The sequence below is a fragment of the Lutibacter sp. TH_r2 genome (assembly GCF_033101135.1).
Taxonomy (GTDB): domain Bacteria; phylum Bacteroidota; class Bacteroidia; order Flavobacteriales; family Flavobacteriaceae; genus Lutibacter.
This window is the reverse complement of record NZ_JAWMPV010000001.1, coordinates 1401688-1415717: the sequence shown is the minus strand read 5'-3', so window position 1 is coordinate 1415717 and position 14030 is coordinate 1401688. Positions and strand designations below refer to the sequence as shown.

Annotated in this window: 10 protein-coding genes and 1 tRNA gene; 8 read left to right on the top strand and 3 right to left on the bottom strand. The window is 29.0% G+C overall.

Translation table 11 applies throughout. The features are described 5' to 3' along the window. The first annotated feature begins 100 nt into the window (after window positions 1-100). The 4 genes from R3X25_RS05935 to R3X25_RS05920 all read left to right on the top strand — a co-directional run bounded on the left by R3X25_RS05935 (window position 101) and on the right by R3X25_RS05920 (window position 3402). Window positions 101-1240 (top strand): response regulator, encoded by a 1140-nt coding sequence (locus tag R3X25_RS05935; RefSeq protein WP_317672816.1) that lies wholly within the window; start codon window positions 101-103, stop codon window positions 1238-1240. Window positions 1241-1478: 238 nt separating this feature from the next. Further along, complete coding sequence (locus R3X25_RS05930; protein WP_317672814.1) at window positions 1479-1967, top strand: CAP domain-containing protein; 489 nt, start codon at window positions 1479-1481, stop codon at window positions 1965-1967. Window positions 1968-1990: 23 nt separating this feature from the next. Further along, window positions 1991-2338, top strand: coding sequence for a glycosyltransferase (locus R3X25_RS05925; protein WP_317672812.1), 348 nt, complete (start codon window positions 1991-1993; stop codon window positions 2336-2338). A gap of 92 nt (window positions 2339-2430) precedes the next feature. After that, window positions 2431-3402, top strand: coding sequence for a type I phosphomannose isomerase catalytic subunit (locus R3X25_RS05920; protein ID WP_317672810.1), 972 nt, complete (start codon window positions 2431-2433; stop codon window positions 3400-3402). A gap of 181 nt (window positions 3403-3583) precedes the next feature. Here R3X25_RS05920 and R3X25_RS05915 read toward each other — a convergent pair. Further along, window positions 3584-3657, bottom strand: a tRNA-Asn gene (locus R3X25_RS05915). Window positions 3658-3967: 310 nt separating this feature from the next. Here R3X25_RS05915 and R3X25_RS05910 point away from each other — a divergent pair. The 4 genes from R3X25_RS05910 to R3X25_RS05895 all read left to right on the top strand — a co-directional run bounded on the left by R3X25_RS05910 (window position 3968) and on the right by R3X25_RS05895 (window position 10857). Further along, on the top strand, window positions 3968-6703 hold the full coding sequence (locus R3X25_RS05910; protein WP_317672808.1) for a 2-oxoglutarate dehydrogenase E1 component: 2736 nt from the start codon (window positions 3968-3970) through the stop codon (window positions 6701-6703). 24 nt (window positions 6704-6727) lie between these two features. Next, a complete protein-coding gene (gene odhB, locus R3X25_RS05905; RefSeq protein WP_317672805.1) occupies window positions 6728-7933 on the top strand; it encodes a 2-oxoglutarate dehydrogenase complex dihydrolipoyllysine-residue succinyltransferase in 1206 nt (401 codons plus the stop codon). A gap of 148 nt (window positions 7934-8081) precedes the next feature. Next, window positions 8082-8459, top strand: coding sequence for a hypothetical protein (locus R3X25_RS05900; protein ID WP_317672803.1), 378 nt, complete (start codon window positions 8082-8084; stop codon window positions 8457-8459). Between the two features lie 31 nt (window positions 8460-8490). Continuing rightward, the gene (locus R3X25_RS05895; protein ID WP_317672802.1) at window positions 8491-10857 is read left to right on the top strand and encodes a TonB-dependent receptor; all 2367 of its coding nucleotides are present in this window, start codon (window positions 8491-8493) and stop codon (window positions 10855-10857) included. A gap of 69 nt (window positions 10858-10926) precedes the next feature. Here R3X25_RS05895 and R3X25_RS05890 read toward each other — a convergent pair whose 3' ends face one another. Together R3X25_RS05890 and R3X25_RS05885 are read right to left on the bottom strand one after the other, a co-directional pair. After that, a complete protein-coding gene (locus R3X25_RS05890) occupies window positions 10927-11379 on the bottom strand; it encodes a retropepsin-like aspartic protease (protein ID WP_317672800.1) in 453 nt (150 codons plus the stop codon). A gap of 9 nt (window positions 11380-11388) precedes the next feature. After that, window positions 11389-14028 carry a CHAT domain-containing tetratricopeptide repeat protein gene (locus tag R3X25_RS05885; RefSeq protein WP_317672798.1) on the bottom strand — a complete coding sequence of 880 codons (2640 nt, stop codon included), beginning with the start codon at window positions 14026-14028 and terminating at the stop codon, window positions 11389-11391. Window positions 14029-14030 lie beyond the last annotated feature (2 nt).

Sequence of the window (14030 nt, the reverse complement as noted above, 5' to 3'; positions counted from 1 at the left end):
ACTACCATTCGTCTAAACTAATTTTGAACTGGGCTAAAATTCCAAATTTCAAACACTTACAACCTTACTTTTGTGGCATAAATCAATTAAAATTTAAATTATGAAAATATTAGCAATCGATGATCAGCAATTAGTTTTACTACCTCTTCAAAAGAGATTATTAGAATTAGGATATGAAGTAAAAATAGAAAGCGAAGCAAGTGAAGGTTTGAAAACTTTTCAAACTTTTCAACCAGATTTAGTTATTTTAGATATTAATATGCCAGACATATCTGGCCTAGATGTAGTAAAAGAAATAAGACTTAAACATAATTCGGAAACTCCAATTATGATGCTTTCAGGAAATACCGCTGATGAAACTATAACAGAATGTTTTGAATTAGGTGTTAGTGATTATATGAAAAAACCTTTGAGCTTAAATGAAATTTGCGCTAGAGTTAAAAGATTAATTGGAGCACCAAAAAACGCTAATCCTATAACTCCTTCAAACAGTAATACAATAATTCAACAAAGATGTGTTGGAGTTGTAATACCTTGTTATAATGAAGAAGAAAGATTGTTAAGTGACGATTTTTTAAAATTTGTAGACAAACATTCTGGTTACCACTTATGCTTTGTTAACGATGGTAGTAAAGATAAAACATTAGATGTTTTAAATAAATTAAGAGAGGGTAGAGAAAACTTTATCTCAATTTACGATTGTGAAAAAAATGGCGGAAAAGCCGATGCTGTTAGATTAGGTATGTTGCATATGGCAAAAAAACAAGATTTAGATTACATTGGTTTTCTAGATGCCGACCTTTCAACTGATCTATCTGATTTTGATGAATTAGTTTCAACAATAGAAAATTCAGACTATAAAATTGTAAGCGGTTCTAGAATTAGCAGAATGGGTGCTGATATTACAAAAGAATCTGCCAGAAAAATAATAAGTTTAACTATTAACTTTATTATTAGAAAAATATTAAAAATGGATTTTAAAGACACGCAATGTGGAGCTAAAATTTTTCATAAAGATGTAATTGACATCGCTTTTAGTAATCAATTTTTAACTAAATGGTTATTTGATGTTGAAATTTTTATACGAATTAGAAAATATTTTGGGCTTCAAAAAGCAAAAGAAATTTTATGTGAAAAACCATTAAAAAGATGGATACATGCTGATGGATCTAAATTATCTATGAAAGATTCTATTAAAATTATAGGGCAATTAGGTCAAATTGCCTGGGTTTTAAGATAATTATTAACCCAAAATTGATTTATATTAAAAACAGCCTAATGGCTGTTTTTTTTTGCTTTATTACATCTCAAATATTACCATTTAATTTCGATAAACAGTATTCTTTCTTACCTAAATTAGTTTTATCGAATAAAATATTCCATTCATCTACACTTATCAATTCACCTATCTAAAACACTCCTACATCACTGATATTCATAGGTATATTTGCGTAACTAAAAACTAAAAAATCAAATTAATGAAACCTTTAAAAGTAATATTAACAACAATTCTATTAACCCTATTTATCTCTTGCTCTAATGATGATGATGAAAATTACTTTAACCAAATCACCGAGACAAAATCAACCTACACACAAATTGAAATTGACATTCTTCAACTTGTTAATAATCATAGACAAAATATTGGATTGCAAAAACTAAAAACATTAAACATTGTTTCAAGCGTAGCATTATCTCACTCTAAACATATGGTCGAAACCGGAAAAGTAAGTCATGATAATTTCTCTAACAGACAAGAAAAATTAGTAGTAAATGTCGCAGCTAAATCAGTTGCTGAAAATGTGGGCTTTGGTTACACTTCAGCTAACGATATTGTAAACGCCTGGATAAAAAGCGATTCACATAGAGCTGCATTAGAAAACCCTAATTTTAATTATTTCGGTATTTCAACAGAAAAAAACAAAAATGGTAAAAATTACTTTACTCAAATTTTTATTAAAAAATAAAATTCACACAAAAATAAATTTAGATGAACACAGGAATTGTAATAGCGCTAACAAACATTGAAAATATTATTGATTTTCTTAAAATTGAAGATTTTTTAGAATCAAATAAAAATATTCACATTTGTTTTGTTAATAATGGAAGTACAGATGATACTCTAGGAATATTAAAACTGTGTGAAAAAAAATTTGAAGACAGAGTAAGCGTTATTTCTATAAAAAACAATAAAGGACATGAATCTGCATTAAAAGTAGGGTTCCGATTTTTATTAAATACAATGAGTTTTTCAAGTATTAGTTTTTCTACCCAATTAAATTTTAATGATTTAAATGCTGTAACAAAATTTCAAAACAAAACATTGGCAATAAACTAATTACTAGTTAAAGATTTCAATATTTAAAATAAATATTTTTATAAACTTATTGCTAAATCACATTTATTAAAAACAAAAAAAATAAACAAATCATGGAATTATACCCAATAAAATTTAACCCTATTTCAAAACAAAGAATATGGGGTGGAAAAAAACTAAAAAATATTTTAAATAAGAATTTTACCAATGAAAACATTGGTGAATCTTGGGAAATTTCAGATGTAGAAAATAACGTATCATTTGTTTCAAATGGATTGTTAAAGGGTAATACCTTACGTGAATTAGTAAAAAAGTACAAAGGTTTATTAGTTGGAGAAAAAGTATACAATCAATTTAGAAATGATTTCCCCGTTTTAATTAAATTTATTGACGCAAAAACACCTCTGTCTATTCAAGTACACCCAAGTAACAAGCTAGCAAAAGAACGCCATAATACGTTTGGAAAAAACGAAATGTGGTATGTAATGGACTGTGATAATGAAGCTGAATTAATTGTGGGCTTTAATAAAAATGTTTCAAAGGAAGAATATATAGAATCCTTAAATAAAGGGGAAATTTTAGATATTTTAAATTCCGAAAAAATAAAAACTGGCGATACTTTCTACATTCCTACAGGAAGAGTTCACGCAATTGGAGCAGGAACTGTTTTAGCAGAAATTCAACAAACATCTGACGTAACGTATAGAATTTACGACTACAACCGCATTGATTCATCTACCGGAAAACAAAGAGAATTACATACAGACTTAGCTTTAGATGCTATCGATTTTAATTCACACACAAATTATAAAACAACATATAATTTAGAGGAAAACAAAACTAATAAGCTTGTTCATTCTCCATATTTTAAAACTGATATAATTAACATAAACCAGCATTTAATCATTGATTATAACTCATACGATAGTTTTGTAATTTATATTTGTGTTGAAGGCAGTTTGGATATAGAATGTAATGGTAGCAACTATAGTTTAACTAAAGGTGAAACAATTTTATTTCCAGCAACTATTAAAAAAGTTAATTTAAATACTAAATACGCTAAAGTTATTTCTGTTTATTTTTAATTCGCGTATAAAATTAACTTTATAAGTTAACACTTTCAATAACTAATTAAAACATTGAATATTATTATTAAATAAATAACAAGCTAAAACTCCTAAAGCAATAATAGCTAGAAGCCCAAAAGAACAAGAATCTCCCAAAAACAAAAAAGCCTCAACTTTAATAAGTTAAGGCTTTATTTTGCTCCCCCTCTTGGACTCGAACCAAGGACCCTCTGATTAACAGTCAGATGCTCTAACCAACTGAGCTAAGGAGGAATTTTTCGCTTTTGCGAGTGCAAATATACAAGCTTTTATTTTTTTTCCAACTATTTTTTAAAAAAAATGAAAAAAAATTACTCTTTTTTTTTAAACAAAAAAATAACAACTCTATTCCGCTGATTTTAAATAAGTTTAAAAAATTAACAAACATTTAAATAAATTACACATTTATAATAAAAACAATAATCATTAATTTTATTAAACCCTATATTTTATTAATTGTACAATAATCTAAAATCGTGTTTTATCTTAATTCAAAAATTGTACTTTTGCTACTTAAGTAACCATATACACCTAAAAACTTAAAATGGATAAATTTTCATTTTTAAATGCAGTACATACAGAGGCTATTGCCCAAATGTACGACCAATATTTAATAAATCCTGATGCTCTTGAACCTAGTTGGAGAAGTTTTTTCCAAGGATTTGATTTTGCTACAGAAAATTATACTTCAACCGACCAAGAAAATAATATTGAAGTTCCTGAAAAAGTTTTAAAAGAATTCAGAGTAGTTGATTTAATTAATAGTTATCGAACTCGTGGACATTTGTTTACAAAAACAAATCCTGTTAGAAATCGACGTCAATATAGACCAACTTTAGCTATCGAAAATTTCGGTCTTTCCGAAAACGATTTAGATACAGTTTTTGATGCTGGAGGAATGATTGGAAGTGGTAAAAACACACTTCGTAACATTATCAAACATTTAGAAACCATTTATTGCGATTCTATTGGAGTTGAATATATGTATATTCGAAACCCAGAAGAAATTAAATGGCTTCAAAAACAATTAAACCGTAACTCCAATCACCCTAACTATTCAACGGAAGGAAAAAAATACATTTTAAAAAAATTAAATCAAGCTGTAACGTTTGAAAATTTTCTACAAACCAAATACGTAGGTCAAAAAAGATTTTCTTTAGAAGGTGGTGAAACTTTAATTCCTGCGATAAGCGCAGTAATTAGAAATGCTGCTGAAGTATATGATTGTGATGAATTTGTTTTAGGAATGGCACATCGTGGTCGTTTAAATACATTAACAAATATTTTCAGAAAACCAATTCGTGATGTTTTTAGCGAGTTTGAAGGAAAAGATTTTGAAGACCAAAGTATTGATGGCGATGTAAAATACCATCTAGGGTTAACCATTAACAAAACCCTAAAAAACAATAAGGAATTAAAAATGAATTTAGTTCCTAACCCATCGCATTTAGAAACAGTTGGACCTGTAGTAGAAGGAATTACACGTGCTAAAATTGATAAAGATTACAACGGTGATGATTCAAAAATTTTACCCATTATTGTTCATGGTGACGCTGCAATTTCAGGGCAAGGTTTAGTATATGAGGTTACTCAAATGAGTAAATTAAATGGATATTCAACAGGTGGAACAATACACATAGTAATTAACAACCAAATTGGTTTTACAACTAATTATTTAGATGGACGTTCAAGTACCTACTGTACTGATGTTGCTAAAGTTACACTTTCACCCGTTTTACACGTTAACGCCGATGATGTTGAAGCTGTAGTACACGCAATAGAAATGGCTTTAGATTTTAGAATGAAGTTTAAACGCGATATTTTTATTGATTTATTAGGCTACAGAAAATATGGACATAATGAAGGTGATGAACCTCGTTTTACACAACCAAAACTTTACAAAGCAATTTCTAAACATAAAAATCCACGAGATATTTATGCCGAAAAATTAATTGCAGAAGGAACAATAACCAATGATTATCTAAACAGTATAATTGTTGAATTTAAAACACTACTTGAAGAAGAATATCAAGCTTCAAAAGAAGTTGAAACTTCAAAAGTTCGTCCATTTATGCAAGATACTTGGAAAGAATTTACAAGAAGAAGACTTCCTGAAATGTTACAACCTACAATAACTTCATACCCTGAAAATAAATTAAAAGAAATTGCAGCTACCATTTCTTCAGTTCCAGAAGGTGTAAAATTTTTACGTAAAGCTGAACGCATTTTGAGAGATCGTAAAAAAATGGTTTTTGAAACTGATAAGATTGACTGGGGAATGGCTGAATCATTAGCTTATGGAAGTTTACTAAAAGAAGGTTTTGATGTTCGTATTTCTGGTCAAGATGTAGAACGTGGAACATTTAGCCATAGACATGCAATTTTACGCGATGAAATTTCAGAAGAACGAATTAACCTTCTAAATACAGTAAGTAGTGATCAAGGTAAAATGTACATCTACAATTCATTACTTTCAGAATATGGAGTATTAGGATTCGATTATGGCTACGCAATGGCACATCCAAATGCTTTAACAATATGGGAAGCTCAATTTGGAGATTTTAGTAATGGAGCTCAAATAATTTTTGATCAATATTTATCAGCTGCCGAAGATAAATGGAAACTTCAAAACGGAATTGTAGTTTTATTACCTCACGGTTACGAAGGGCAAGGTTCTGAACATTCTTCAGCACGTATGGAGCGTTATTTACAATTATGCGCCATCGATAATATGATTGTTGCTGACTGCACAACACCAGCAAACTTTTATCATATACTTCGCCGTCAAATGAAACGCGATTATAGAAAACCTTTAATTGTATTTACACCTAAAAGTTTATTGCGCCATCCATTAGCAATTTCAAATATGGATGAAATTTCAAACGGAGAATTTCAAGAAATTATTGATGATACAATCAATCCAGATAATGTTAAAAAATTAGTATTCTGTACAGGGAAGTTTTATTACGATTTATTAGCTGAAAGAACAGAGCTAAAAAGAGAAGATGTAGCATTGGTTAGAATTGAACAATTATTCCCTTTGCATTTAGATAAATTACAAGAGGTTATAAACCGTTACCCAAATGTCAAAAACTATGTTTGGGCACAAGAAGAACCTGAAAATATGGGAGCTTGGAGTTATATGCTGCAACGCTTTAGATTGGTACATTTAGAAGTTGCATCACAACCATTTTATGCGGTTCCAGCAGCTGGATCAAGTGCTAGATTTAAAAGAAGACATCAAAGAGTTATTGATAACGTTTTTGAAACAAACAACTAAAAAAAAGACTAAAAAATTAACAGTATGATATTAGAAATGAAAGTCCCTTCACCTGGGGAATCAATCACAGAAGTAGAAATAGCAGCTTGGCTAGTTGAAGATGGGGATTATGTTGAAAAAGATCAACCTATTGCTGAAGTAGATTCTGATAAAGCTACACTTGAGCTTCCAGCAGAAGAAAGTGGGATAATAACTTTAAAAGCTGAAGAAGGTGACGCTGTTGAAGTTGGCTCTGTAGTTTGTTTAATTGATATGGATGCTGAAAAACCAGAAGGAACTCCAAAAAAGGAAGAAGAAATTAAAGTTGAGGTAAAAGAAGAAAAACCTGCTGCTCCAAAAGAAGAAAAAACATATGCAACAGGAACTGCTTCACCTGCTGCTAAAAAAATATTAGACGAAAAAAGCATAAAGCCTTCTGATATTATTGGAAGCGGTAGAGACGGTAGAATTACTAAAGATGACGCTACAAAAGCAGTTCCAAGTATGGGAACTCCAACTGGAGGCTCTAGAGGTATAGAACGTAAAAAATTATCAATGCTTCGTAGAAAAGTAGCAGAGCGTTTAGTTTCAGTAAAAAATGAAACAGCTATGCTTACAACTTTTAATGAAGTTGATATGAAACCTATTTTTGATCTCCGTAAAGAGTTTAAAGAAGATTTTAAAGCTAAACACGGAGTTGGTTTAGGGTTTATGAGTTTCTTTACCTTAGCAGTTGTACGAGCTTTAAAAATGTACCCAGATGTAAACTCAATGATGGATGGTGATTATAAAATCTCACACAATTTTCAAGACATTTCAATTGCGGTTTCTGGTCCAAAAGGCTTAATGGTTCCTGTTATTAGAAATGCAGAAAATTTAACGTTTAGAGGTGTTGAAAGTGAAGTAAAACGTTTAGCTATTAGAGCTAGAGATGGACAAATTACTGTTGATGAAATGACTGGAGGAACTTTTACCATAACTAATGGTGGTGTTTTTGGCTCAATGCTATCAACACCAATTATCAACCCTCCACAAAGTGGAATTTTAGGAATGCACAATATTGTTGAACGTCCTATTGCTGTAAATGGAGAAGTTGTTATTAGACCTATAATGTACGTAGCACTTTCTTACGACCACAGAATTATTGACGGGCGTGAATCTGTAGGTTTCTTGGTAGCTGTTAAAGAAGCTCTAGAAAATCCTATTGAAATTTTAATGGATAACAATCCTAAAAAAGCATTGGAAATGTAATTTTCAATTAACATAAATAATTTAAAGCCAAACTGTATGTTTGGCTTTTTTTATGACAAATATCATTCTATTTAGAATTAATCTAAATAATTCTTGTCTATTATTTAGAATCATTCTATTTTAGCGAACTGAATCGAGAAATATTAGAATGAACACATTCCGCAATAACTATGTTTTAAAATTCTTAAGCTTTGTAAGCTTAAGTGTTTTAATATTGAGTATAGTTAACAACAGTGTTTTTATTCACGCTCATCAACTTCAAAATGGTGAAATTGTAATTCACGCTCATCCTTTTAATCAACATGATGATAATGCGCCATTAAAATCACATCATCATAATTCTTTAGAATTTTTAGTTTTAAGCGCATTTCATATTTTTACTATTAGTATATTTTTATTTTCAGCACTTAAACTAACACAAGTATTTATAAGTAAAATTTATTTTTATAAAACACTTATAAAACAAACTTATTTTCATTTTACAAAAAATAAATCTCCACCTTTTAAAATAATTTTAAACACATAGAATTAAATAAATTATTTTAAAAAAACAAACAATGCAAAAATATATTTTAGCACTTCTTACAATGGTGCTAACAAGTCAAATTATGCTTGCGCAAGACAATTTTACAAGTGCAACATTAGCTGGGAAAGTAGTAAATAATGGAAGTGAGATACCGTATGCATCCGTTTCAATAAAAGGAACAACTATTGGAACATCTACCGATGAAAATGGTTCATTTCATATAAGAAATATAAAACCTGGTTTTTATACAGTTCAAATTCAATCTGTAGGATTTAAGCCTTTTGAAAAAATAGTAGATTTAGAATCTAATGAAAACTTAAACATTTCTATTGAACTTGAACCAGACGTTTTAGGGTTAGAAGAAGTTGTTGTGACTGGAAACAGAAGTAGAATTATGCGTAAAAAAGCATCTTCTATTGTAAATATTATAAATACTGATATTTTTCAATCAACTCAATCTGTAACATTAAGTGAAGGCTTAAATTTTTGCTCTGGATTAAGAATGGAAAATGATTGCCAAAACTGTGGGTTTAGTCAAGTTAGAATGAATGGTTTAGAAGGTCCATATTCACAAATTTTAATCAATAGCAGACCAATTTTTAGTGGTTTAGCAGGTGTTTATGGTTTAGAGCTTATTCCTGCTAATATGATTGAAAAAGTAGAAGTAATTCGTGGTGGAGGATCAGCTTTATACGGAAGTAATGCCATTGCAGGAACCATTAACTTAATACTAAAAGATCCAACTCAAAATGCATACGAAATTGGCGTAAATAACGCTTTTATTGGAGTTGGTGAAGGTGACACTGCAACAGATTATTCTTTAAATTTTAACGCATCAGTAGTTGGAGAAGATGATAAAAATGGTGTTTCAATATATGGTTTCCATAGAAATAGAAAACCTTATGATGCAAATGATGATTCTTTTTCAGAAATAGCATTATTAAAAAACACTACATTAGGATCTAGAATGTTTCATAAATTAGGTTCAAGAGCAAAAGTATCGTTAGATTTCTTTCATATAAATGAAGAACGAAGAGGAGGAAATATGTTTGACGTTCCAAATCACGAAGCAGATATTTCTGAATTTGTTGAACACAACTTAACCACTGCTGCCGTTACTTTTGAACAATATTATAGAGAAAATGATTTGTTGTCCATATTCGCTTCAGGACAAAAAATTAATCGTGATTCTTACTACGGAGCTGAACAATCACTTTCAGACTACGGAAACACTAAAGATGTAACTTTAAACACTGGTGTACAGTACAATGCTAAATTCAAAAATTCTGAATTAGTTTCAGGAATAGAAAACACATATTCTGCTTTAAAAGATAAAAAATTAGGATATCCTGATTATGATAATGCTGAAATTATTAATGGTGTTTTAGAAATTCCTCATATGGATAATACAACAGTTGCTGATCAAAAAATGAATACATTTGGTATTTTCTCTCAATATGACATACGTTTAAACAAATTCAAACTATCGTTAGGTGCAAGATTTGATACGTATTCCGTTAAAGATGAAGAGAATAATGGAGATGAAAAAACAGGAAATGTTTTTAGCCCAAGAATTAATTTATTATACGATATTCAATCAAATTTCCAAGCACGTGTAAGTTATTCAGCTGGTTACAGAGCACCTCAAATTTTTGATGAAGATTTACATATCGAAACTTCAGGTTCAAGACAAGTAATTCATGTAAATGACCCTAATTTGGAGCAAGAAACAAGTGATAGTTTTATGCTATCTCTAGATTACAGCAAGGTATTTGAAAACAATAGTAATTTTGGATTATTAGTTGAAGGTTTTTACACTAAACTAAACAATCCTTTTGTAAATGAATTTTCCGAACCAGATGCTGATGGAGTAGTAACTTATTTAAGAGTTAATGCTAATGAAGGAGCAACTGTAAAAGGTGTTAATCTTGAATTAAATTATGTTCCAAATGCAGATTTAAAGTTGAAAGCTGGTTATACTATTCAAACAAGTGAATATGAAGAAACGCAAGAATTTAACGAGAAAAGTTTCTTTAGAACTCCAGATAGTTACGGATTTTTTACTGCTGACTGGGAAGCAACAGACACTTGGTGTGTTATTGGAACTGGAACTTTTACAGGAGAAATGTTAGTTCCTTATTTTGGAGCTGATTTAGCTGATCCTGAAGAAGGTGAGTTAAGAAAATCAGATAACTTTTTTGATCTTGGATTAAAAATTACTAAAACACTTAAATTAAAATACAGCAATTTAGAATTTTCTACTGGTATGAAAAATATTTTTAATTCTTACCAAGAAGATTTTGATAATGGAATTGACAGAGATCCAGGATATGTTTATGGTCCAATGAGTCCAAGAACAGTATATTTTGGTGTAAAATTTGGAAACATTTTAAACTAAAAACACTTAAATTTAGATAATAGCCAATCTAATTTTTATAAAAAGTCGAGCCTTTGGTTCGGCTTTTTTTTAGAACTTAAAAACCTGTTTTTTTAAATACACACATTTGTTTTTATAATCAATAATTGCTTCACCTTTTTCTAAAATATCTGCACCAATAATTCCATCAACAGCTTCTGCATTATGCTCTGTTAAAGCAGTATTTACGTGTGATAAATCTAACAATACTAAATTGAAGTTTTTATAGTGCCACTTACCTAAACTAATTTCGTTTTTTGAAGAAACTTTAGTTTCCATTCCAATAGCTCCAGCACCTGCCGCTTTTGTGTCTGAATCTTCTAAATGCAATTGAAATTTATCTGCCAAATCAATAGAAACACAAGAATTTGAAGCTCCAGTATCTAAAATAAATCGTCCTTTAATAGTGTTTATTTTTGCTTTTACTTCAAAATGATTCGTATTGATTTTTTTTAAACCAATTTTCACATAGTTTTTTCTTTTCAGAATAGTTTCTAAATTCATTTAGCAAAACTAACGCTTTTTGTAGAAAAAATAACTTCCAATAAGCAAGAACAGAACAATTACCAACCAATAAAATGTATTTGATGAATTAGAAACCTTATCAACCTCTCCAATAAATACAAAACTTGCCCAATAATAAGGTGATTTTTTTACAGAAGTAATCGTCTCATCCTCAACATAATCTAATTTAGACTTCTGTATAGAATAAGATTTATTGCCGCTTTTTGAATAATATTTATAAAAATTAGACATTAATTGAGATGTAGCCTTATCATTCACTTCCCATAAAGAAACCAATACATTTTTAACTCCTGCATACGAAAAACCTCTTGCTAAACTTAAAGCGCCTTCGCCTTTTTTTAAAACTCCTAAACCTGTTTCACAAGCACTCAATACTAATAAATCAGAGGTTATATTGTAACCGTAAATTTCAGGTAAATACAATGTTTCATTATAAAACTCTATTGCTGGTGGTTGGTAAAAACTTCCTGCCGTTGCATGCGTAGACAAATGTACTATTGAAGCTTTTTTAGTTTGTTTTTCAAAAGAACTTTTTGTTGCTTTTTCGGCTAGTAAAAATGTACCATCTAATTCATTTTTAATACTTTCAGCTTCTAAAATTGTATAATTTAACTTTGATAATCCTCGCTGATTTTTCTCAAAAATCGGAAAATACCCTACAAATTTTTCTTTAGGTTTTTTTTCCTTTTTGTAGTGTATTGGTTGTAATGCTATAGCTGAATACGCTAATTGAATTTCTGATTTATATAGTAAGTACGGAAGTTTTTCAAAGTTTAAAACTGTTGTTTGTTCTGTTATTAATGCATCAAAAGGAATAAAATTTAACAAACCATCAGGAATAATAATCAATTGTTTCTGATCTATTCCACTAAATAGTTTTTCAAATAAGTAAAAACCTAAATCAGTATAATTTTGAATATTATTTTGGATTTCAACACCTCTTTCGCTAGCAAACAACTCAATAAATTTTAATAAACTTTCTTTAAAGAAACTGTCTTTTTTAATTTTTGCAAAGCTTATTTGTTTGCTCTTTGAAATTTCAAATCTATAAATAGTATTTTCACCATCAAAATACTCGATTAAACTTTGATTTTCTGACAAAACTGTTTGTTTAATTTCTTTAATTGAAATGTTACTTTTTAAATTATAAATTGAAGGGTATTTCTTTAACAACTCATCTTTTATCAATTGTAATTTATTAGAAATGGCATCTCTTTTTTTTACAGAATTAGCCAATAAATTTACATTTGCGTTTTCTTTTTTTAATTCTTCTAAAGTTATTTTTTTAGTTAATTGGGATTTCTCAAATAACAGGTTTTGCTCCTGTTGAATTAAAGGATCGTTCTCGAATTTTGACTTTGAATTTGAAAGTAATTTTGCTTCATTTAATACTGAAGATTTTGAATTTTCAGCAAATTGAAAAGCTTTTTCAATCCATTTTATATTCATTGAATTTTGATACAAATTATAACAAATTGCAATACAGGCTTCACTTCTATTTTTAATTTCTTGCTGCATTAAAATTTTAGAATTTTGGCTAGAAACTGATTGTTGAATTGCCTTTTCAACTATAAAAGAATATTGATAATTCTCTAGTGCTTTTTCTAATTCATTTTTTTTAACGTACAACTCTGCTAATCCATCAAACGATTCTTTCAGCGTATTTTCAGCATAAATATTTTTTGTAAAATACTCTTTCAAAACTATTAACGTTTCTAAAGCTGTTTTATAATAATTTTCTGCGTTGTCTAAATGCTGTAATTCAACATAACATTTAGCAATTGAGTTGTAAGTTTTAGCATTTTCTCGATTGTTTTCACCAAAAAAAACTAATCCAAAATCTAATGCTTTATTAAAGTTAAAAAGCGCTTTATCAAACTTTTGTTGCTGAAAATAACTGTTTCCTAATGTTTTATAATTTCTAAAAAATAGCTGCGGCTTTTTTTCAATATTTAAACTATTTGAAAGCTTAATTAGTTGCTCTGATTCTTTAAAATTATTCAACAACAAATAATTAATTGACATGTCCGAATATAAACCAGCATTAGTTTGTTTTGAAGTACTTATTTTTAATGCTTCTTTTAAATAATTTAATGCTGTTTGGTAGTTTCCAGTTGTTCTTTTTACAATAGCTAAATTTTGATAGCTACTTATTAAATGGTGAGTTTGATTGGATTTTTCGGCAATTTGAATGGTAGACTTTAAAATATCTTCAGCTCTATCAAAATCACCTAAACGCGTATAATTATTTGCTAATGGCTTTAAACAATATTCAATAATATCGTAATTAAGTGAAGTGCTTTCGAATAAATTTTTAGCGGCTTCGTATTTTAAAACTGACTCACTTAAAAACCCAAATTGTTTTAAATAATAACCATAATTAACATTAAAATAAATACTAGCCAACACCTCTCTTTTAGTTGAGGGTTTACGCCAAATAGTTAACTCTAAACTTTCTAAAACCTTTAAATTTTCTGGTGCAGGATTTTTAACAAATTCATCTAAACTTACATAAATATATTCTGCATAATTATCTATATTTTTTAATGAATCTAATTGTTGTTGAATTTGAGAAAACCCAACAACACCAAAAAAAACAAGAATTAAAAACAGCTTTTTTTTCAACATAA

Excerpts from the sequence above, each read along its gene's own strand:
- R3X25_RS05925 (WP_317672812.1), top strand. The coding sequence starts at position 1,991 with ATGAACACAGGAATTGTAATAGCGCTAACAAACATTGAAAATATTATT.
- R3X25_RS05895 (WP_317672802.1), top strand. The coding sequence starts at position 8,491 with ATGCAAAAATATATTTTAGCACTTCTTACAATGGTGCTAACAAGTCAA.
- R3X25_RS05920 (WP_317672810.1), top strand. The coding sequence starts at position 2,431 with ATGGAATTATACCCAATAAAATTTAACCCTATTTCAAAACAAAGAATA.
- odhB (WP_317672805.1), top strand. The coding sequence starts at position 6,728 with ATGATATTAGAAATGAAAGTCCCTTCACCTGGGGAATCAATCACAGAA.
- R3X25_RS05935 (WP_317672816.1), top strand. The coding sequence starts at position 101 with ATGAAAATATTAGCAATCGATGATCAGCAATTAGTTTTACTACCTCTT.
- R3X25_RS05900 (WP_317672803.1), top strand. The coding sequence starts at position 8,082 with ATGAACACATTCCGCAATAACTATGTTTTAAAATTCTTAAGCTTTGTA.
- R3X25_RS05930 (WP_317672814.1), top strand. The coding sequence starts at position 1,479 with ATGAAACCTTTAAAAGTAATATTAACAACAATTCTATTAACCCTATTT.
- R3X25_RS05910 (WP_317672808.1), top strand. The coding sequence starts at position 3,968 with ATGGATAAATTTTCATTTTTAAATGCAGTACATACAGAGGCTATTGCC.
- R3X25_RS05885 (WP_317672798.1), bottom strand. The coding sequence starts at position 14,028 with ATGTTGAAAAAAAAGCTGTTTTTAATTCTTGTTTTTTTTGGTGTTGTT.
- R3X25_RS05890 (WP_317672800.1), bottom strand. The coding sequence starts at position 11,379 with ATGAATTTAGAAACTATTCTGAAAAGAAAAAACTATGTGAAAATTGGT.